The 20,762-nt window shown below is 52.4% G+C and carries 19 protein-coding genes and 1 other RNA gene; 9 read left to right on the top strand and 11 right to left on the bottom strand.

Annotated elements, in window-relative coordinates; all coding sequences use genetic code 11:
- Nucleotides 1-39 precede the first annotated feature (39 nt).
- A complete protein-coding gene (locus L991_RS17950) occupies nucleotides 40-387 on the bottom strand; it encodes a helix-turn-helix transcriptional regulator (RefSeq protein ID WP_081986683.1) in 348 nt (115 codons plus the stop codon).
- Nucleotides 388-565: 178 nt separating this feature from the next.
- On the opposite strand from L991_RS17950, the gene L991_RS13465 reads away from it, so the two are divergent.
- Together L991_RS13465 and L991_RS17365 are read left to right on the top strand one after the other, a co-directional pair.
- Complete coding sequence (locus L991_RS13465) at nucleotides 566-1,012, top strand: hypothetical protein (protein WP_047396481.1); 447 nt, start codon at nucleotides 566-568, stop codon at nucleotides 1,010-1,012.
- An 87-nt stretch (nucleotides 1,013-1,099) separates the two neighbouring features.
- A complete protein-coding gene (locus L991_RS17365; protein WP_156129086.1) occupies nucleotides 1,100-1,567 on the top strand; it encodes a hypothetical protein in 468 nt (155 codons plus the stop codon).
- On the opposite strand, the gene L991_RS13460 is transcribed toward L991_RS17365, so the two are convergent.
- The 7 genes from L991_RS13460 to L991_RS13430 all read right to left on the bottom strand — a co-directional run bounded on the left by L991_RS13460 (nucleotide 1,491) and on the right by L991_RS13430 (nucleotide 10,114).
- Entirely contained in the window at nucleotides 1,491-2,387 is an 897-nt protein-coding gene (locus tag L991_RS13460; RefSeq protein WP_052190890.1) for a hypothetical protein, read from the bottom strand. The genes L991_RS17365 and L991_RS13460 overlap by 77 nt on opposite strands.
- A 44-nt stretch (nucleotides 2,388-2,431) precedes the next feature.
- A complete protein-coding gene (locus tag L991_RS13455) occupies nucleotides 2,432-3,523 on the bottom strand; it encodes a ribonucleotide-diphosphate reductase subunit beta (RefSeq protein ID WP_028450801.1) in 1,092 nt (363 codons plus the stop codon).
- Nucleotides 3,524-3,624: 101 nt separating this feature from the next.
- Nucleotides 3,625-4,212, bottom strand: a complete 588-nt coding sequence (locus L991_RS13450) for a hypothetical protein (protein WP_156129085.1) — start codon at nucleotides 4,210-4,212, stop codon at nucleotides 3,625-3,627.
- Nucleotides 4,213-4,228: 16 nt separating this feature from the next.
- Nucleotides 4,229-5,263, bottom strand: a complete 1,035-nt coding sequence (locus L991_RS13445; protein ID WP_231550560.1) for an adenosine deaminase — start codon at nucleotides 5,261-5,263, stop codon at nucleotides 4,229-4,231.
- Nucleotides 5,264-5,921: 658 nt separating this feature from the next.
- Nucleotides 5,922-8,819, bottom strand: a complete 2,898-nt coding sequence (locus tag L991_RS13440) for a ribonucleoside-diphosphate reductase subunit alpha (protein WP_028450804.1) — start codon at nucleotides 8,817-8,819, stop codon at nucleotides 5,922-5,924.
- Between the two features lie 340 nt (nucleotides 8,820-9,159).
- Nucleotides 9,160-9,639 (bottom strand): peptidylprolyl isomerase, encoded by a 480-nt coding sequence (locus L991_RS13435; protein WP_028450805.1) that lies wholly within the window; start codon nucleotides 9,637-9,639, stop codon nucleotides 9,160-9,162.
- A 7-nt stretch (nucleotides 9,640-9,646) separates the two neighbouring features.
- Entirely contained in the window at nucleotides 9,647-10,114 is a 468-nt protein-coding gene (locus tag L991_RS13430; RefSeq protein WP_047396471.1) for a peroxiredoxin, read from the bottom strand.
- A gap of 59 nt (nucleotides 10,115-10,173) precedes the next feature.
- On the opposite strand from L991_RS13430, the gene L991_RS13425 reads away from it, so the two are divergent.
- The 7 genes from L991_RS13425 to ssrA all read left to right on the top strand — a co-directional run bounded on the left by L991_RS13425 (nucleotide 10,174) and on the right by ssrA (nucleotide 15,488).
- Nucleotides 10,174-11,331, top strand: coding sequence for a cupin domain-containing protein (locus L991_RS13425; RefSeq protein ID WP_047396469.1), 1,158 nt, complete (start codon nucleotides 10,174-10,176; stop codon nucleotides 11,329-11,331).
- Nucleotides 11,324-11,812: a hypothetical protein gene (locus L991_RS13420; RefSeq protein ID WP_047396466.1), complete on the top strand. Its 489-nt coding sequence runs from the start codon at nucleotides 11,324-11,326 to the stop codon at nucleotides 11,810-11,812. The genes L991_RS13425 and L991_RS13420 overlap by 8 nt, the downstream gene beginning before the upstream one ends.
- 206 nt (nucleotides 11,813-12,018) lie before the next feature.
- Nucleotides 12,019-12,225, top strand: a complete 207-nt coding sequence (locus L991_RS17065; RefSeq protein WP_034619865.1) for a hypothetical protein — start codon at nucleotides 12,019-12,021, stop codon at nucleotides 12,223-12,225.
- Between the two features lie 107 nt (nucleotides 12,226-12,332).
- Nucleotides 12,333-13,652, top strand: a complete 1,320-nt coding sequence (locus tag L991_RS13410) for a TRZ/ATZ family hydrolase (RefSeq protein WP_047396462.1) — start codon at nucleotides 12,333-12,335, stop codon at nucleotides 13,650-13,652.
- A gap of 53 nt (nucleotides 13,653-13,705) precedes the next feature.
- Nucleotides 13,706-14,428, top strand: coding sequence for a bifunctional 2-polyprenyl-6-hydroxyphenol methylase/3-demethylubiquinol 3-O-methyltransferase UbiG (ubiG, locus tag L991_RS13405; protein WP_047396730.1), 723 nt, complete (start codon nucleotides 13,706-13,708; stop codon nucleotides 14,426-14,428).
- Entirely contained in the window at nucleotides 14,421-15,080 is a 660-nt protein-coding gene (locus L991_RS13400; RefSeq protein ID WP_047396459.1) for an HAD family hydrolase, read from the top strand. Before ubiG ends, L991_RS13400 begins: the two co-directional genes overlap by 8 nt.
- 47 nt (nucleotides 15,081-15,127) lie before the next feature.
- Nucleotides 15,128-15,488: a transfer-messenger RNA gene (gene ssrA, locus L991_RS17060) on the top strand.
- A gap of 199 nt (nucleotides 15,489-15,687) precedes the next feature.
- Here ssrA and L991_RS17055 read toward each other — a convergent pair.
- Genes L991_RS17055 through L991_RS13385 form a run of 3 tightly spaced genes read right to left on the bottom strand, consistent with a single transcriptional unit; the run spans nucleotide 15,688 to nucleotide 20,713 of the window.
- Nucleotides 15,688-16,995 carry a TniQ family protein gene (locus tag L991_RS17055; protein ID WP_047396456.1) on the bottom strand — a complete coding sequence of 436 codons (1,308 nt, stop codon included), beginning with the start codon at nucleotides 16,993-16,995 and terminating at the stop codon, nucleotides 15,688-15,690.
- Nucleotides 16,992-18,011, bottom strand: a complete 1,020-nt coding sequence (locus tag L991_RS13390; protein WP_052190888.1) for a TniB family NTP-binding protein — start codon at nucleotides 18,009-18,011, stop codon at nucleotides 16,992-16,994. Before L991_RS13390 ends, L991_RS17055 begins: the two co-directional genes overlap by 4 nt.
- 11 nt (nucleotides 18,012-18,022) lie before the next feature.
- Nucleotides 18,023-20,713 carry a DDE-type integrase/transposase/recombinase gene (locus L991_RS13385; protein WP_047396453.1) on the bottom strand — a complete coding sequence of 897 codons (2,691 nt, stop codon included), beginning with the start codon at nucleotides 20,711-20,713 and terminating at the stop codon, nucleotides 18,023-18,025.
- Between the last annotated feature and the right edge of the window lie 49 nt (nucleotides 20,714-20,762).

Genomic DNA, 20,762 nt, shown 5'->3' with positions numbered 1-20,762 from the left:
CTGGCCGCACTAAGTGCCACGCCCTAAACTGCAATCACCTTAATTCACGTGGGAAACTTCACAGATGGGTGATTGTTTTATGCCATTAATCGCGCTAACTGCATTAAACTGTGCCGATATATGCAGATCTCGATTCACTTCAGCCAGCACCTCAGCTACTGATTTAACGGGGGCATATCGGCTCGGCCAGATTTGCGCGGGTTCGCAACCAATTGCCTCGGCAACGATGCGCTCAACCTTTGGCCATGAGCGATCCATGACATTTTTAAGTGATGTCGGGCTGTATCCATTGGCGATGGCCAACGCACGCATGCTATGGCCGCGCTTATGCAGTGCCGCAATGATGTCGGCGCGATGCCAGTCTTGGCCGATGACTTTATTTGTCATTTTTGCTTGCCTCGTTCGTTAGAAGATGAGTGCATATTAAGTGTTCCGTCAAATGGAACGCTTTCGCTTTGTCGTTTTTCTGATTTGAATTTGCACAAGGCTTTGTTTTTTAAAGCAAAATGTTTTGTGCTTTTAAGTGTTCCACGAGCGGAACGCTTTGCATGGAGTAACTGTTCCGATGAGAACGCTGTATTCAGCCGCAGATATTGCAAAAATGAAGCTGCCTGGCCTTCCTGGATCAAAAGGCAAAGTGATTGAGCGCGCTGATCGTGAGGGTTGGTACTGCGAAGATCGAATTGGGATTGGCGGACGGCGAAAGGTATATGAAATACCTGAGCGTTATCTGGCGCGTCAGGCCAGCCAACAAGGCGAGCCAGCAGATCAACGTGGTGAGCCGATACAACAGCCTGACATAGCGGCAGGCGGCGCTGTAGACCCTGCGCTATTTAAGGTTGCGGTGCGTTTAACAGAGAAGATGTACGCACGAAACCCAAACTATGATCCGGCGATGAAGGCTGAAATTGCTTTGCTAATCTACAACTTAGGCGTAGCGAAGGGAATGAAGGGAATGAAGGGAAATCTTACGGAAGAACAAATTTTGGAGCTTGAAAAACAATTAGGTTGATCTTTGCCATACGTCAGCTATAAATAGAGGTTTTACCTTATTTTCTTGGCAAACTGGTATGCTTTTCACGCAAGGGAGCAAGCCAGTATGAACGAAAAACAAGTAGAAACTATCTTGGGTCTTGCAATTCTAAAGCTGGAATTGCGCGCAGAACGCCGCCTGAAGTGCGTTCACGCCCCTAACCAAGCCTCGCCCTATACCAACGCCTGCAATGCGGCCTTTGGATGCACCGGAGTGGCGGCTAATGATGAATACTGGGATTGTCCAGTCGCTGAGCAAAGCAGCGCCGATTTTGCGCACAAAATGACAATGTTTGCGCAATTTTTTTATGCTTGCTGTTCATTATTTCGCAAATCTAAGCATTTCGCTGAGCGCACCCGAAATAGGCTACTAAGCCGCGAATTCATTGGGTTTGCGCTCGCTTTTACCCTGGTGTTTCCCTGTGACAATATGAGCGGTACCCCACAGCCCTACACGGTTACATTAAAATTTGCCGAATGTCTGCTCGCCATTTTGAGCTATGGACAAAACGGAATTTATGCAATTGATTGGTAAGGATTTGTTTCTTGGTTAACTTGGAAACATCTTCCCATTCACCATCAAAAACATAAGTAGCGTTTCCAAAAATTGGGCTCTCTAATACAAACAAATTTTTTTTAGCGAATCCCATAACAACATAGCCATGAAACCCACCGCGTCCAACAGCAACAAAATCTGGTTTATGGCTCAATATTGTCGAGATTCTATATCCCACAACCTTTTTGTCACCGTCTGACATATCAGAAGCAATTTTATCAACAAAGGACTCGACCCTTTCAAATGGATGCTCACCTTCAGGGAGTATTGCCCAATTTAATTTTTTAATCTTAACACCATTAAAATTTGCCAGCTTCTCATCAAGTACGATGTAATCCCCAAACGTTTCTAAAAATAGATTTACCAAGAACAATACTTCTTGCTCACTATTTTTCGAAAAGCTTAGCCCCCTCGATACGACATATTTCTTAGCACCATCACCTGCGATATAAAAATGCTCTTCAGGTGCGGCTTCCCACTCACGAGGGTACATTTCGAAAGTTCGTCGTCTTAGCCCTGTATGGATATTTCCATGCCAATCCCTACTTGCCCCCCAAACCATTCTTGAAACACTTTCTTTTGGAAGGTCTTTTCTTACAACCTCGCGGCCATCGGCATTAAATGCAGTAAACTTTCCCAATTTAGCAGGTACTATTGCATCACCAAGGGTAAAGCTAGTTTCAAATCCAGCCTTAATCACTCCCTCTTCATTTCCCTCTATTTCTATAGCAATCCGAAATCCTTTTTCCTCACCAACAAGCTCACGAATACTTTTCACGCTTCTTATTTGCTTACTCATATAAACTCCAATAAAAAAGGCCGCATTTCAGCGACCTTTCTTTGTTAATCCCAGCTCAACGCCCCACCAGTCTGATACTCCGTCACCCGAGTCTCAAAGAAATTCTTCTCTTTCTTCAAGTCGATCATCTCAGACATCCATGGGAATGGATTATTCGCGCCCGGGAACAGCTCGTTCAGACCAATCTGCACCAAACGACGGTTGGCGATAAAGCGCAGGTATTCTTTAAACTGGCTGGCATTCAGGCCCAATACACCGCGTGGCATGGTGTCTTCGGCGTAGGCGTATTCCAGATCGACGGCTTTTTGGAACAGGCCGTAGATTTCTTGCTTGAATGGCTCAGTCCACAGCAGCGGGTTTTCCAGCTTGATGGTGTTGATGAGGTCGATACCGAAATTGCAGTGCATCGATTCATCGCGCAGGATGTATTGATATTGCTCGGCGGCGCCGGTCATTTTGTTTTGGCGGCCCAGCGCCAGGATTTGTACGAAGCCGACATAGAAGAACAGGCCTTCCATGATGCAGGCAAAGACAATGATCGAGCGCAGCAGCTGTTGATCGGTTTCGAGCGAGCCGGTTTTGAAGGCCGGATCGGTCAGTACGTCGATGAAAGGCATCAGGAAATGATCTTTGTCGCGGATCGATTTCACTTCGTTGTAGGCGTTGAACACTTCGCCTTCGTCCAGACCCAGCGATTCCACGATGTATTGGTAGGCGTGGGTGTGGATGGCCTCATCGAAGGCTTGGCGCAGCAGGAACTGGCGGCATTCGGGTGAGGTGATCTGGCGATAGGTGCCCAAGACGATGTTATTGGCGGCGAGCGAGTCGGCGGTGACAAAGAAGCCGAGGTTGCGCTTCACGATGCGCATTTCGTCTTCGGTGAGCTGGCCGGTTTTCCATTGCTCGATGTCGCGCTGCATGTTTACTTCTTGCGGCATCCAGTGGTTAGCACACTGGGCTAGGTATTTTTCCCACGCCCATTTGTGCTTGAACGGCACCAGTTGGTTCACGTCGGTGGTGCCGTTGATCACTCGTTTGTCGTCGGCGGTGATGCGGGCCGGTACAGGCTGGCCGCCTTGGGCTGGGGCTTGGCCGCTGGCGGTGCGGGTGGTGATGGCGTCGTCAAAGCTGAGCATCGTGGTTCCTTTCTGTTCTGACTATTGTTGATTGCTGTTCATTACGGTTGATTCGGTACCGAGTGGCAGCGAGGGCTGCGCATGCGGTGGAGGAATCAGGTTTAGGGCTTGGCCAGCGGCTGCTGGCGGATATTCTCGGTGCGGCTCACGCCATGGCGTTGCTGCAATTCGTATTGGTCGCGGGCGAAATCCTGCCGGTAATCGACCGTGGATTGGTAATTCATCTGCAGGTGAATTTCGCCCAGGTATTGCACTTCGCCCGCGCGGACGGTAAAGCGCTGATCGAGCGGCACAAAGACGTTTTCCCAGTTGCCGAATAAATCAAAGCTATTACCGGGCCGGCGCCAGCTGCCGTAGATATTGGCGAGGCGATATTCACCGGCGGGCAGCGGCAGCACAAACAGCCGGCCACTCGGGTTGCTCTGCTGGCCGGGGGCGCGGATAAAGTCGGTGACCAAGCGCAGCTGCAGCCATTGGCGGCCGGCGGGGCCATCGAGCTGCAGGCGGGCTTCGGCGGTATCGCGATCAAAGCTCTGGGCGGTAAAAGCCAGCACGGCAATCCCCTGCCCGGCCGGCGGCTGCAGCTGGCCATCTTGCACCAGATTCACCTTGGGCGCGGCCAGATTGGCGCAGGCCGTCAGCATGGCCAGCAGCGCGATGAGGGATAGACGTTGGCAGAGTTTGAACATGGCGGCCATTTCCGGTTCAAGCGTGGGCGGCCTGATGGTCGGCCAGCACTTGGGTAATTTGGGCTTGCCAGTGCGCTTGTTGCGCCGCGGGCAACCAGCTGGCGGCGAAACTATTGCGCACCAGTTGGACAATTTCGTCGGCGCTCAGTTGCAGCGCCTGCCGACAGGCGTAGAAATTCTGATTGAGATAGCCGCCAAAATAGGCCGGATCATCCGAATTCACCATCGCGCACAGGCCGGCTTGCAAGAGCTGGCGCAGATTGTGTTGCGCCAGATCGGTGACCACGCAGAGTTTTAAATTTGATAGCGGGCAGACGGTGAGCGGCACTTGCTCGGCGGCCAGGCGCGCCACTAGCGCCGGGTCTTCGGTGCAGCGCACACCGTGATCGATGCGACGTGATTTGAGCAGATCGAGCGCTTCCCAGATATAGCTGGCGGGGCCTTCTTCGCCGGCATGCGCCACGGCGGGCAAGCCCAGCTCGGCGCAACGGGCAAACAGCCGCGCAAATTTGCTGGGCGGGTGGCCCATTTCGCTGGAATCCAGCCCGACACCGTCGATTTGATCGAGATACGGCTCGGCCTGCGCCAGCGTGGCGAAGCCATCGGCTTCCGACAGATGACGCAGGAAACACATGATCAGCTTGAAGCTCATGCCAAGCTTGGCTTCGCCATCGCGCAAAGCGCGGCGGATGCCTGCGAGCGGCACGGCAAAATCAATGCCGCGCGCGGTGTGGGTTTGCGGGTCGAAGAAAATTTCGGTGTGCACGATCTGATCGGCGTGGGCTTTTTCAAGGTAGGCCCAAGTCAGATCGTAAAAATCTTGCTCGGTAAGCAGCACCGAGGCGCCCGCATAGTAAAGATCGAGGAAGGATTGCAGGCTATCAAACTCATACGCCGCCCGCACCGCCGCCACATCGGCGTAAGGCAAAGCCACGCCATTGCGCTGCGCCAGCGCAAACATCATCTCGGGCTCGAGCGAGCCTTCGATATGCAGATGCAGCTCAGCCTTAGGCAGGCGAGCGATGAGAAGGTCGAGCGGGTGTTGGGTCACAATCATTCCTATCTGTTAAAACAAAACTCACCTAGCTGCGTTACTTTGTCTGGCCGTACGACTTGTACAGGCTGCGACAAACTGCCTTGCTAGGCGACTTTTGCATAAATTTAAAATCGGGATCACCGATATTTAAAACGCCTCACCGAACCGTCTTAAATATCGGCACCGCTATGCGGCACCGGGGTATATTCATTGAAGCAAATCAATACAAAGGCTACAGCAACATACCCACCAAGCATCAAATGGTGGGTTACGTCCTACGCCACCCTACGGCAGTACCGCGCTGATTGCGCTGGGGCTTTTATCCCCGTGTAGCGAAAACCGCAGCAAGGAGAGAGACAAACAGTTGCATCGTTTGGCTCACGACGAAGCAAGGGCAGCGCGGAGCGCTTTTCGCCCGGGTCGCCTTTCTTTGCGTACTTTCTTTGGCGACGCAAAGAAAGTACGTCCCCCGCGGAAGGCGACTACGCCAAGCAATCGCAGCCACTGCGCTTGCAACTTGCCGAAGATCTTCATCTCACGATATTTGAAATCACTGTTTCAATGATCTCAAATATCGTCACCTTTACAGATGACGATGGGTATACCTACCAAACAAACAGCGTATCAATGCTTCAAGTGAATACCCTTGCGGGTATCCACTTAAATCAGCTGATTACTGGCAAGCCTCGCAATCCGGATTATCAATCGAGCAGAACTTCGCATCGGTCGCTGGCGTAGCATCCGCCACTGCAGCGGCCGCAATCGCCGCTTGGGCTGCTGCAGCAGCGTTGTAGCCACCATCCACCGGTACGGCGTTGAGCTCACCGCCACGGCCGGTCGATTTCTCGGCCGAAGTAGCTGCCAGCGTGCGCAGGTAGTAAGTGGTTTTCAGGCCACGCGTCCAGGCGAGTTTATACAGCTCGTCCAGTTTTTTACCTGAAGCGCCGGCCATGTAGATGTTCAGAGATTGCGCTTGGTCGATCCATTTCTGGCGACGTGAAGCGGCTTCCACCAGCCATTTCGGATCCATCTCGAAGGCGGTGGCATACAGCTCTTTCAGATCGTGCGGAATACGATCAATGCGCTGCACCGAGCCATCGAAGTATTTCAAATCCGACACCATCACTTCATCCCACAGGCCACGTGCTTTCAGATCGCGCACCAGGTGTTCGTTGATGACGGTGAATTCGCCCGACAGATTCGATTTCACGTACAGATTCTGGTAAGTCGGCTCGATACACGCATCCACGCCAATGATGTTGGAAATGGTGGCAGTTGGCGCGATGGCCAGGCAGTTCGAGTTGCGCATGCCGTAGGCGGCAATGCGGTCGCGCAGCATGGTCCAATCCAGCCGCGAGCTGCGATCCACTTCCAGATAGCCGCCGCGCTCTTCTTCCAGCAGGCGCAATGAGTCTTGCGGCAAGATGCCACGATCCCACAGACTGCCTTTGTAGCTACCGTAAGTGCCGCGCTCTTGCGCCAGCTCGGTTGAGGCCCAGTAAGCGTGGTAGGCCACGGTTTCCATCGACAGATCGGCAAATTCCACCGCCGCCTCTGAGGCATACGGTACGCGCAGGGCGTGCAGGCAATCCTGGAAGCCCATAATGCCCAGACCCACCGGACGGTGTTTCAGATTGGCATTGCGCGCTTTGCGCACCGGGTAGAAGTTAATGTCGATCACGTTGTCGAGCATGCGCATCGCGGTTTTCACCGTGCGCGACAGTTTCTCGGCATCGAGCTGACCATTTTTCAGGTGGTTGTACAGATTGATCGAGCCCAGATTACATACGGCGATTTCTTCGTCGTTGGTGTTCAGGGTGATTTCGGTACATAGATTCGACGAATGCACGACGCCAACGTGTTGCTGCGGGCTGCGAATATTGCATGGGTCTTTGAAGGTGATCCATGGGTGGCCGGTTTCGAACAGCATGGTCAGCATTTTGCGCCACAGCGTCAGCGCCGGGATTTTCTTCGCCACGCGCATTTCACCACGGGCCGCTTTGGCTTCGTAGTTCAGGTAGGCGGTTTCAAAGGCTTTGCCGACTTTATCGTGCAGATCGCTGGCTTCGGATGGGCTGAACAAAGTCCACTCGCCGCCTTCCATCACGCGTTTCATAAACAGATCAGGAATCCAGTTGGCTGAATTCATGTCGTGGGTACGGCGACGATCATCACCGGTGTTTTTACGCAGCTCGAGGAATTCTTCGATGTCGGCGTGCCAGGTTTCCAGGTAGGCACACACGGCGCCTTTACGTTTACCACCCTGGTTTACGGCCACGGCAGTGTCGTTCACCACTTTCAGGAATGGCACCACGCCTTGTGACTTGCCATTGGTGCCCTTGATGTGGCTGCCCATCGCGCGGACGTTGGTCCAGTCATTGCCCAAGCCACCGGCGAATTTCGACAGCAAGGCGTTTTCTTTCAGTGCTTCGAAAATGCCATCCAGATCATCCGGTACGGTGGTCAGGTAGCAGCTCGACATCTGGCTGTGACGGGTACCCGAGTTGAACAGCGTCGGGGTTGAGCTCATAAAGTCGAAGCTCGACAACACGTTGTAGAATTCGATGGCGCGCTCTTCACGATTGATTTCGTTCAGCGCCAGGCCCATGGCCACGCGCATAAAGAAGATTTGCGGCAATTCGATGCGGCGATCTTCGATATGCAGGAAATAGCGGTCGTACAGGGTTTGCAGGCCGAGGTAACCGAACTGGTAATCGCGGTTATGATCCAGCGCGGCCGCGAGTTTTTCCAGATTGAACTGGGCCAGTTTTTCATCCAGCAGCTCGGCATCGATGCCTTTTTTCACATAGCGCGGGAAATACTCGGCGTAGCGGGTGGCCATCTCTTCGTGGCTCACCTCTTCGCCCAGCACTTCGCGGCGCAGGCTGTGCAGCACCAGACGGGCGGTAACTTGGGTGTAGGCTGGGTCGACTTCCAGGAAGGTACGCGCCGCCAATACGGTCGATTTGCGCAGCTCTTCGGCTGGTACGCCGTCGTAGAGGTTTTTCAGGGTTTCGGCCAAGATTTGTTCTTGGTCGGTGTAGGCTTCCAGGCCCGTACACGCAGAAGCGATCAGCGCTTTGAGCTTGCTGATATCCAGCGGGCGGCTAGAGCCATCTTCGTATTGCACATTGATCGCGTGTTGCTGCTCGGCTGGCTGATCCTGGCGGGCGGCCGCGCGCTCGCGCTGACGCTCATTGCGATACAGTACATAGGCACGCGCCACGTCGTGTTCGCCCGAGCGCATCAGCGCCAGCTCAACCTGATCCTGGATGTCTTCGATATGGATCGCGCCACCATCGGGCTTGCGGCGCATCAGCGCGCTGACCGCAGCATCCGTCAGACGTGCCACCAGCTCACGCACCGCCGCGCTGGAAGCGGCATGGCTACCCTGTACGGCGATAAAGGCCTTGGTTAGCGCCACGGTGATCTTGGTGGGCTCAAAAGGCACCACCGCGCCATTGCGACGGATAATCTTGTAGTTGGCGTACTGCGCAGCATCGTGCGACAGCGCCGGTACTTCGGCATTCTCGTTGCGGCTGGCTGGGGTACTTTCAAGCGTAGCGTACATGCACGGATCCTTGTGTATAAGTCTGTGTATAGTTTGTGGGGAAACACAACATCTTGTGTTGAGCTCACCTTGTTGGCACAAATACTAGGGGAAAGTGGGGGACTAGTGCAACAGGCGCGCGATGTGCTAGCGGACCAGCGGTGGTGGGTAGGCCGGCAAACCAAGCAAAGCGGGACTTGGCTCAGCTGTGCTCACATTAAACTTACATGACAGGCGGTTGCAAGTTTGCAACAACTGCGAAAACGCCAGCTTGGCAGGGCATGAAAAACGGCGACCTAAAGAGATCGCCGTAAATATTACCGCGCAGAGATGACAGCCATGCTGCCATCGCTAGCACAGATTAATGGTGGTGGCCGTGTTCGCCGTGCACGTGACCGTGCGCGATTTCTTCAGCGCTGGCTTCACGCACATCAGTCACCTGGGCTTTGAACACGATGTTCATGCCGGCAAATGGGTGGTTGCCATCCACAGTCACGCGGTTGCCTTCGATTTCAGTCACGCGGAACAGAATGATTTCGCCGGTTTCTGGATCATCTGCTTCAAACATCATGCCCACGGATACTTCAGGTGGGAACTGATCTTTCTCTTCGTCGCGTACGAGTTCTGGGTCGAATTCGCCGAAAGCGTCGTCAGCCGACATGCTCACTTCCACCAGATCACCGGTGGTTTTGCCGTGCAGCGCTTCTTCAACCAGCGGCAGGATATTGTCATAACCGCCATGCAGATATGCAATCGGCTCTTCGGTTTTGTCCAGTTGGTTGCCCTCTGCGTCGAACATCTGATAGTGCAGTGTAACAACGGAATTTTTAGCGATTTGCATAGTTGGATTATCCTAGCTGTTTGACAAGATTTAGTATTTCGGCCGCATGGCCTTTGGGCGATACGTGATACAGTGCGTGGCGGATCACGCCAGCATGATCGATCACAAAGGTAGAGCGCTCAATGCCGTATCTTACCATGCCCTGCGCTTCCCATTCGTGCACGGCATGATACAGACGGCTGACTTCCAGCTCGGTGTCGGCCAGCAGATCAAACGCCAAACCTTGCTCATCGATAAAGCTGTCGTGCGACAGACAGTCATCCGAGCTAACCCCGAGAATAATCGTCTGGTATTGCGCAAATGCGTCAACCCGATCGGAAAACTCCACCGCCTCGACAATGCCGCCCGGGGTGTGATCTTTGTTAAAAAAGTACAACACGACATTGCGCTGGCCACGAAACTGGCTCAATTGCACCATGTCCATGGCGGCATCCGGCAAGGCAAAGTCCGGTGCCAGGTCTCCGGCATTCAGCATGAATTCTCCAGTCGGTGCGATAATAGTCTTTGTTATGGTTTTCTTTATAGTCACTCGCGATGCGTAAAACAGCTTTCCATGCCCCGCTGCTCGGCGGAATCAGCCCTGAAACCTTTCTGGCCGAATATTGGCAAAAAAAACCGCTGCTGATTCGCCAGGCCTGGGATCGCTTTCCCGAGCTGATCGATTTTGCCCGCTTAAGCGAATTTGCCCAGCGCGACGACATCGAATCGCGGCTGATTACCCAGCAAAACGGCCGCTGGACGCTCGAGCGCGGCCCGTTTAGCCCCAGCCGCCTCAAGCGTTTGCCCGAAACCGACTGGACCATCTTGGTACAAGATGTGAACCATCAGGTGCCGCACATCGCCAAGTTTTTATACCAGTTTAATTTCCTGCCTTATGCCCGGCTGGATGACGTGATGATCTCCTACGCCCCACCCGGCGGCACAGTCGGCCCGCATTATGATTCTTATGATGTATTTTTGTTGCAGGTGGGTGGCAGAAAACGTTGGCAAATTTCCAGCGACGACGCGATGGGCTTTATCGAAGACGCCCCAATCCGGGTCCTGAAAGAATTCAACCCTGAGCAGGAATGGATACTGGAACATGGCGATATGCTGTATCTGCCCCCCAAATATGCGCACTATGGCGTTGCCCTTGAGCCGGGCATGACTTATTCGGTGGGGTTCCGCGCCCCGAAAACCCAGGAAATCGCCAGCAAGTTTCTGGAATACCTGCAGGATGAATTGTGCCTCGATGGCATGTACAGCGACCCCGACGCGCAAGTCACCACTACCCCGGCGCAGATTGATGCACAATTTACCGCCCGCATCCAGCAGATGCTCACGCAAATCCGCTGGGATGAACACATGGTGCAGGATTTTATCGGCCGCTATTTCTCCGAGCCCAAGCCGCATGTGTTTTTTGACCAGCACAGCGCCCCGCTCGAGTACGACGATTTTGTCGCCGCCGTGGCTAGCCACGGGGTGGCGCTGAATCTGAAATCACAAATGCTCTACAACGAGCAAGGCATTTATCTGAATGGCGAAGCATTGGAAGCCGATGAACTAGCCAGCCTCGGCGCCACCGAGCTCGCGCAGCTGCGCGCGCTGGCCGATCAGCGCAGCTTGCCTGCCGATGAATACGACGAGGCTTTGCTCGAAGTCTTATATACCTATCACGAATACGGCTATCTGGCCCCCGCCAACTATGACTGACACGGCAGCGCAGCGCGAACGCTTTGATACCCGAGCAGGGTATCAAGCCGGGATCGATCAATTATTTGATCTGGCCAGCCATACCCTGCAAATCAGCGAGAACAATGCCAGCGAGATGGGGCTAGGCAGCGCGGCCAACCAGCAGCGCTTATGCCGCTTTTTCACCCAGCCCTCGCCGGGGCGGCTGCAACTGCTGCTGGCCCGCGAAGATTATCTGCGCACCGGCTGCCCGCGCTTTACACAGCTGGCCGAACGATTTGCGCATTTAATTGAAGTGCGCTTAATTCCCGCCGAGTTACGCCATCAGCCAAAAGGCTGGCTGATTGCCGATCATTTACATTATCTGGAACGCCATCATTACGACTGGTTTCGGGGCGAATGGGGTAGTCAGCGCCAATATGCCACTCAATTGAGCCAACTTTTTGCCACACTCTGGGCGCAATCCTTACCGATTAGTGCGTCTCAACGTCTTGATTTATAAGGATGTACACGGCGTTACACGGAGTAGCAGTTTACATTGCATTTTTAAGGCCAAAAGCCGCTTGCAGCACTAGCAATTTACCGACGAGCTGATTAGAATTCGCAGCGTTGGTTGTGAAACACCTCACGCCGAAGTGAATTTAGGCGATTGGCCAATTGGCCGGTTACCGAAACTTTTTAGTTAATCTTTTCGAAAAGGATTTTAAAATGAAACAATCTCTGCTCGTTGCTGCTCTGTTGGCTGTTGCTCTGTCTGCTTGTGGCAAAAAAGAAGAAGCTACTGAAGCTGCTTCTGCTGTAGTTGAAGCTTCTGCTCCTGCTGCTGAAGCTTCTGCTCCAGCTGCTGAAGCTTCTGCTGCTTCTGAAGCTGCTGCTGCTCCTGAAGCTTCTGCTGCTTCTGAAGCTGCTAAATAATTCGGAATTTTCCGAATTAGCGAAAAGCCGACCGATTGGTCGGCTTTTTGCATTTCAGGCCCTCTGCCAGCCTGATAAAATAAGCCATCTGCTTTTTCGAGCTCATCATGGCGACCGATATCCTCTTTCCGCGCTGGCTAATTCCGGTAGTTCCCCGCCACACCGTACTGACCGAGCATGCATTGGTCATCACTGATGAACGAATCAGCGCCATTTTGCCGCGCGAACAAGCCATTGCCGCCTATCCCGCGGCGCGCCACCACGAATTACCCCAACATGCACTGCTACCCGGGCTGATTAATCTGCACGCCCACTCGGCCATGACGCTATTGCGCGGTTATGCCGATGATTTGCCACTGATGCGCTGGCTGCAAGAACACATCTGGCCGGCCGAAGGCGCGCATGTCAGCGATGATTTTGTGTTTGATGGCACGCAGCTGGCGATTGCCGAGATGATTGCCGGCGGCACCACCAGCTGTAATGACATGTATTTCCATCACAGCGCCGTGGCCCGCGCAGCACTGGCCAGCGGTTTTCGCATGACCATAGGCTGCTCGATTCTCGAGTTCCCCACCCCCTATGCCAGCAATGCCGATGATTACATTGGCAAAGCATTAAAAAGCCAGGCCGAATTTACCGGCGAAAAACTGCTGCAATTCACCCTCGCACCGCATGCGCCCTACACGGTCAGCGATGCCACCTTCCAGCGCGTAATCACCCTCGCGGATGAACTTAATCTCGGCATTCACTGCCATATCCACGAAACACTGGATGAAATTAACACCAGCCAGAAAGAATACGGCGTGCGCCCGCTAGAGCGGTTAGCCGGGCTGGGCCTCTTGGATAGCCCGCTGGTAGCGGCCCACATGGTGCACACCACCGATAGCGAGATCGCGCTCTTGGCAAAAAAAGGCGTGCATATTGCGCACAACCCGGCCAGCAATCTAAAGCTCGCCTCGGGGCTGGCACGAATTCAGGCGCAGCTGGCGGCCGGTGTGAATGTGGGCATTGGCACCGATGGCGCAGCCAGCAACAATAAACTCGATATGCTGGCCGAGTTGCGGCTGGCGGCCTTGCTGGCCAAAGGGCAAAGCGGCGATCCGGAAGCGATTCCGGCCTGGCAGGCACTGGAAATGGCCACGCTCAATGGCGCCCGCGCCTTGCAGCAGGAAGATCGGCTGGGCTCGCTGGAAGTTGGCAAACAAGCTGATCTGATCGCCGTGGATCTTTCCGCGGTGGGCACCCAGCCATGTTACGATCCGGTCTCGCATCTGGTGTACGCCGCCGATCGCCAGCAGGTGAGCGATGTCTGGATTGCTGGCCGCGCCGTGTATCGCCACGGCCAGCACCAAAGTTTGAATCTGGCGCAAGTTCAGGCCAAAGCACGACAATGGCAAAGCAAGATTAGCGCAGGTATACGCGCGTAGACCTTATAAGGATTAGCATTGTGAGCAATACCCCAGAGCAAACCACCGAACACATCAATGTTGACGAAGCAGAAATCGCCAAGTTTTCTGCGCTGGCCCACAAATGGTGGGACAAAACCAGCGAATTCAAACCGCTGCACGACATCAACCCGCTGCGGCTGGGCTTTATTGCCCAACACGCCGGGCAAAATGCCGAGCTGGCGGGGCTGAAGATTCTGGACGTGGGTTGCGGCGGCGGCATTTTATCGGAAGGCATGGCCGAGCATGGCGCCGACGTCACCGGCATTGATCTGGCCGATAAATCGCTGAAAGTCGCCAAGCTGCACCTCCTAGAGCACGGCGCCGACAGCGGCCTGACGCTCAATTACCGCAAAGTGCCAGTGGAAGCGCTGGCCGAAGAGTGCCCGGAAAGCTTTGATGTGGTCACCTGCATGGAAATGCTGGAGCACGTGCCCTCGCCAGCCAGCGTGGTTGCCGCCTGCGCCCGCTTGGTCAAGCCGGGCGGCTGGGTGTTTTTCTCTACCATCAATCGCAACCCGAAAGCGTATTTGCTGGCCGTCGTGGGCGCTGAGTATGTACTGAATATGCTGCCGCGCGGCACGCATGAATACAGCAAATTCCTCAAACCATCGGAGCTGGCGCGCATGACGCGCACGGCCGGCCTTGATACCGTGGCCCTCACCGGCATGAGCTACAACCCGCTCACCGATGTATACAAACTGGGCGACGATACCGATGTGAACTATCTGGTGGCCACAAGGAAAGCCCATGTCTAAACCGATACGTGGCGTGTTGTTCGATCTGGATGGCACGCTGGCCGACACCGCCCCCGATCTGGGCGCCGCACTAAACCGCCTGCTGGCCGAAGAAGGCATTAGCGCCCAGCCCTACAGCGCCATTCGCCCACTGGCCAGCCACGGCGCTCGCGGCCTTCTGGAGCTGGGTTTTGGCGTAACGCCCGCCGATGCGCGCTTTGCCGAATTACGCGCGCGCTTTCTCGATCACTACGAGCAAGACCTCTGCGGGCAAACCACGCTGTTTGACGGCATACGCGAACTGATCGAGGGCATTCATGCTCGTGGGCTGGCCTGGGGCATTATCACCAACAAGCCAATGCGCTTTACCGATCCGCTGGTGGAATTACTCCCCCTCCCTATCCCGCCGCAGACCTGCGTTTCCGGGGATACCGTAGGCATACCCAAGCCTGATGCCAAACCCATGCTGCATGCCGCGGCCGAGTTAGGGCTAGATCCAGCCGAATGCCTGTATGTGGGCGATGCCGAGCGCGATATCGAAGCGGGCCGCAAAGTGGGTATGACCACCGTACTGGCGCGCTATGGCTACATCAGCGCTACCGACCAGCCCGAAGCCTGGGGCGCCGATCTGGCCATCGCGCATCCGCTGGAATTGCTGGCTCATTTAGACTAATTCGGGTTACAATCCATTTTCTTCATGCCGCATGAAGACCTCGAACCGGGGGTGCCATGGTTTCGACAGGGGTTGCAAAGCGGATGGGGGCATGCCGGGTTCTCAGACTACCCGTAAAACACTGAACCAAAATAGTCGCAAACGACGAAACTTACGCTCTAGCTGCTTAAGCTAGACTCTACACCGCAAGGCCCATCGGGCGGGCTGGGTCAAACCAGCAGTAGAGTCATTTAGATGGGATCGCCTCAGGTCGGGTTACTTGGCCGGGGGTTAAACTTAAGGTAACTCGCACTGTTCAAGCCTGTCGGTCGGCGTGACTCAGTGTTAAATCCAAATGGCTAGACTAAGCATGTAGAACTCACTGTAGAGTGCTTCTGGACGGGGGTTCAACTCCCCCCACCTCCACCAATACTCAATAAAAAAGCCCTGATTATTCATGTGGCGTAAAGCATAAAGTGGCAGTAATGCCACTTTATGCTTTATTCTTCGAAGTGCCACATTATGCTTTATTGTAAAAATGTGATACCACCGAAGATAGCTACTAGTTAGGGTAAGCAACAAAAAAGCCGACATAGAGTCGGCTTTTTTACTTTAAGTGCTGTTGGCGTCAGCTCACGCCCAACCCTTCCTTTACCTCATTCAGAACATCATAGAGATGCTCAACTCTCATTAGAATTTCATGCGGTACTTTTCGCTCGATTTCGCGAAGATTAATGGAGCGGCCTTCTTCGATAATTTCACGGCATGCTGATTCTAGCGTTGGTTTTATTTCAAGCATTGCCAAGTGCTTTCTTCTGACAACATACTGTTTCCAACGCTCACCAAGCACACGCGCCTCTCGATTGGCCTGTAGATATAAGTATCGGTCATCAATTGCCAGCCGTCTCCCCGCTTCAGCAACACTGATTGGAACCGGTAAACGAGCAAAAGCCATTAATTCCGCTTTTATTTTCTCCCAGTCCAAAACTCGCGCCGACTCCCGTTCTTTGTTCATATGGACAAGGTCTAATGCTATTTGCGGGTGGGCAATAGGTGGCGTCCAGTTTTTTAATGGTTCAGTTAACAAATCTGGCAAAGAAACGCCGGCATGTGCTGTTATTTGTAGCAAGTGATTCAGCGTGGGTAGCCCTCCATCACTGAGCCAATAGTGAACAGCTGATTTGCTCACTCCAATTCGTTTCGCAAAATTCGCACCAATACCATGGTCGAGCCCTGCAACAATCGTACGAATATTCTCCCGTACTGTTGCTAGGCATGGGGTATGCTGCTGACTTGATTGGCGTTCTAATAACAAGCCAATTTGACGAGCAATCCACATTGCCTCTGGCTTAACTTCGTTGGTTGTTCCTAAATCTTGTGCGTCATGCTCAGCCAAGCTACATCCGCAGTGAGAACACCAGCCGGGGACCACGTAGCAAGCTTTATAACGTTGATTAACACGACCGCAGTCTGGGCAAGCTGAAATCAATGGTCGATGGTGCTTGTCGCATACTGTTACGGCACCAATTTGCCAGCTCAGACGATAGTATGGCGTATGGCCATCCTTGATATCATCACGGAAACAATCAGGACACCACTGCACTTTCTTAGCAATCAATCCCTTGGCTGGAATAACTTGCGCCCAAGTATTGAGTGTCAACCTGTCAAGCGCGCCAACACCGGTCAACATGGAAATTGCACTCGCCCAACTTTGTGCTGTTGAGCTAATCCCCGAAAGTTGCCGCTCATGCCAGTCAAAATCTTCTCTGAGCGTTTCTTGAATCGTATCAGCTATTAATTTCGCCAATGATGACAACGAAACGCTGTGTGAAACAGCCAACCGGCACAGATAACTTGTTAAGCTTTCAATGTCAGCACTACCGACGCCGATTGGCCGGAGTGCATGCAAGGTTGAGCGTGGATTAGCTAACATCATGCGGCACTCCGTTTATCGAATTGCTTAGGTTTTACTTCTGCAAAAGTACGAGTCAAACTTGGGTTAATTGCCATTTCACCGTCGAGAGTCTCAGACAATATTTGCTTATGCTGCGCTTCAGTAAGAAGTGCTCGACGCAAAATGTCATCAGACCATTTGCCAGCTTGTTGTGCCAACACAGCAGCCCGGGTCAAAACCGAACTTAACGTTCCGATACAACCCAGAGTATTTTCTTGAAGAGCATCAGCATGGGGTAAGAGTTTCCCTTCCCATAAATCTGGCAAAGTTCTTTCAAAACTACGAATGCATGCCTTGAAAGCACGAATATCGGCATCGGAGTCCTTACGATAGCGCTCAAAATGTAATACATGCAAACGTCGAGCAAGCTGTGCTGACAGTGAAACTAATGGATACAAGTCATAGCTTCCAACTAGCACAATTTGTGTACCGCAGGCGTTTGTAAGTGATTTCAACGTATCAAGCTGAACGCAAAGTCGCTGATTACTCGACTGACGAATAATGTGGGCAGCCTCATCAATAACTAAAAAACGAGTGCCTCGCTCTTTCAGAGCTCGTTCAACGGAAGTACGCAAAGCCGCCAAGGAATTAATGGGTTGGCCACGAGGCTTAACCAATCGGCCACTTACCGCGTCAATCCCATAATGCACCTTGGGCAAATTCACATCCCCTTCCAATTGAGCCAGAATTCGCTGGAAAAAGAGGCGCCAGGGAAATTCCTTTTCACCCGAAGCCGGTGCTTCAACATACACTGCAGGAATATGCCCTGCATCAGCCTGCATCTCGTTTGCTGCGGCCTGAATAGCCGAATCGCGCATATGTTTTGCCAGCATAGTTTTGCCAACGCCCGTTGGCCCAATGACCAAAATACTGTCTTGGTTACCCGGATAAATAAGGGTGTCTACTTCAGTCAGCACTTCGTCGATTCGACTATGCTTGATTCGCAACTGCTGAAGTTGAATCGCTGGATTGGAAATTTTAGAAAGAGTGGGTTGCATAATGATTATTCTTATAGTGAGTCAAAATCAGGCAGGTCGTCGTATGAGTCAGAGCGCGTCTCGAACGCTGGCATCTCGGTGCCAGCCTGATTAGTTGTTTTTAATGATGAAGAACTGCCAATTGAGCGAGTTAGGGTGTGATTTTTCTGCGGCTGGACACCGCCAAATTCCAAAGCGCCATACAGACTAGCGTTTTCGCTCTGACGTTCCATCGCATCAGCCAGTGCACCTTCGGGTGTAAAAACCTGCATGAATTCACGTAGGCGATGTGCAGCAGCAGAATTAGTGAAGTTAGTGCTATGTCGTTGAGTGAATTCTTCGCTCAATGCTGCGCACTCTGCATGAGTAAGTTGGCGCAGGTCAGACAACATTCGGCAAGTCGCTTGAACCCACGCCCCATTTACTCGGACAAAAACAGTTGCCGCATCCCAAGGGTCGACTTTCACGAGAAACTGTTGCCCCGCAACTTTGGGGTCACGAAAAATCGGATGCCAATACAGCAAATGATTCACTTTTACACCTGTCTGCCGATTCACTGAGCGCGTACCTTTCCGGTCAACAGGCGGACAAGTTGCAATCAAAAAATCTTGATTGAATGAGATATGGCGCTGAGGCCGAGCACCACTTTCGTGCAAGCTTTTTTGAAAGGCTTCACGTGGAGAAAGTCCTGTAGCAGGATGGGTTTCCTGGTCGTAAAACTGCATAGACCAGTGCTCAACGCCAAAGTACATGCACTCAAGAGTCCATTCAGCAAAATTGACCGGCAAATGCTTGCCCGTTGTCATACGAACATTTTTTGTTGCTTTCGTATTACCCGCCAAGTTATGAATATATTCGGTATGAATACGGCCGAAAATTCGCTCGAGCACTGAACCAAAGCGGGGTTGCCCTGCGGGACGAAAGCGCAAATGCACCCCCATAATCATCAAAAAAGATTCAAATGCATCGGACGCAAAATCTTTGCCATTATCTACGACGATAAATTCAGGCAGTCTGTTATGACGACGAACCATATCTCGAACAATCATCATCACTGAAACGTATGACGGTGGGTCAAAGGTTAGATAAAACCCAACAATGCGCCGTGAGAATGCATCAATCGCAAAGGATAACCAGGGCCGACCAAGCGGCTTGCCGGTCCGGCTAGAAATCAATTCGATATCTAGCTGCGTATGGTCAATGTGTACGTACTGAAATGCTCGACTTCCGTGAATGGGCGTATCTAACATAAGTGTCGATACAAATTCACTTTGTTGGGTTGCCATTCGTTTTCCGTGGCGAACTCGAACATCTTGATTCGTTTCTTCACTTTTGATGAAAGAAATTAAAGTTGGATATGATGGAGGTTGAATCCCTTTTTGATTGCAGATATCGATTAATATTCGATGACATGCTTTGAAATTGATGGCGCGATTATTACGCCAGTCTTGCTCAATTACACTTTGTATCGTGCTTAGTTGCTCATCTGACAATCGCGCGCTTCGATTCCCACGCGCAGCTGTATTTGGAACAAGCGCGAGTATTTCGTTTCCGCCATTTGCAGCAACTTCGTCTTGCTTAGCTCTCCAACGAAATTTAGTTCTCTCGCTAGCGTACTGAGAGACGACACCGTTTTGCAAAATTGCTTGTCGTTGCAAAGCACATTTGAGCTCTTCTTCGGAAAAGCGACTGACATCCAGCAGACTATTCGCGGGGTCAGAAATCGTCTTAACGGCTCCGCGCTCAAAAGCATCGAACAGCCACTCACGGGATAAATTACATTTTTGACCGTCATGACTCTGGCAAACCAATTCTTGTTCACCAGCCAATACAATCGTTAGCTGTTTACCGTCAAATTCAAACCGCAGGCCAGGTTTGATATCGAGCACAAAATGTTCAATACCCAAAACATTTCGATGCGCAACTTGGCCGCAACAAAAGTCCCGGTATGTATTGTCGCGATATAAGCGAAAATGACGTATATCCGCTATTTTTTCATTATCTAAATCTGCCGCGACTAAATGGTCCGCTATCGCTTTATTGAGTAAATCAGCAGAAAAGCAAAACGGAGCAGAGAGCAGCTCACTAAAATAAAGTGAGCCATGCTCGCGAAGTGCCGCAAGCAAACGAGCAGACTCATGTTCATCTGGGGGTTCGCAACCAGGATGAAAGTAGTCCGCGAGATGCAACAAGTTTTCAACGCGGCGGCGTGGAATCGACTTTTCGCTTCGTATGCGATAGTGAAAACCTAGTTCGGCAAGCTGTTGTTCAATCTGAGGGGAATACCAGTCGCCATCCGCAGTCTGGCTGTAACGATATGGATATTTTTCAGCTAAACGTATCAGTTTTGCTTCAGATTTCCACTCCTCAAAAGTGAGGCCGTCTTCAGTGATAACCAAAAAGTCCGGCGTATGCTTTATGCTTTTGATTTCGCCAGTGGCTGTATCAATCAATTCGAGTTTAAGTTCAGCAGGCTGGGCGTAATACTCCAAGACGTCACTATCAAACTCATGGTCAACCGCTGCTGCAAACTCGATGTGCCTGCTTTCTGTCGCAATCTCACAGCCCATTTTGCGACTTGAAAGTATGGTGATGACATTACCAGCATACGATTTGACATCGCGCACTGGCGCTTCAATCCGTGCCTTTAAAGCCAAGGTACGGCTTTTGTCGGGGATACCGAGCTTATCAAAAAGCTCAGTAATTTCTTCTTTGCTCAACATTTCTTTATCAACAAATTAAAGGTGATAAAGACGTCTAGTGTTGCGGTGG

Origin of the sequence: Chitinibacter sp. ZOR0017, from assembly GCF_000799095.1 — a bacterium.
Lineage (GTDB): Bacteria > Pseudomonadota > Gammaproteobacteria > Burkholderiales > Chitinibacteraceae > Chitinibacter > Chitinibacter tainanensis.
The sequence above is the reverse complement of the archived record's forward strand: the minus strand, read 5'-3'. Positions and strand labels throughout refer to the sequence as shown.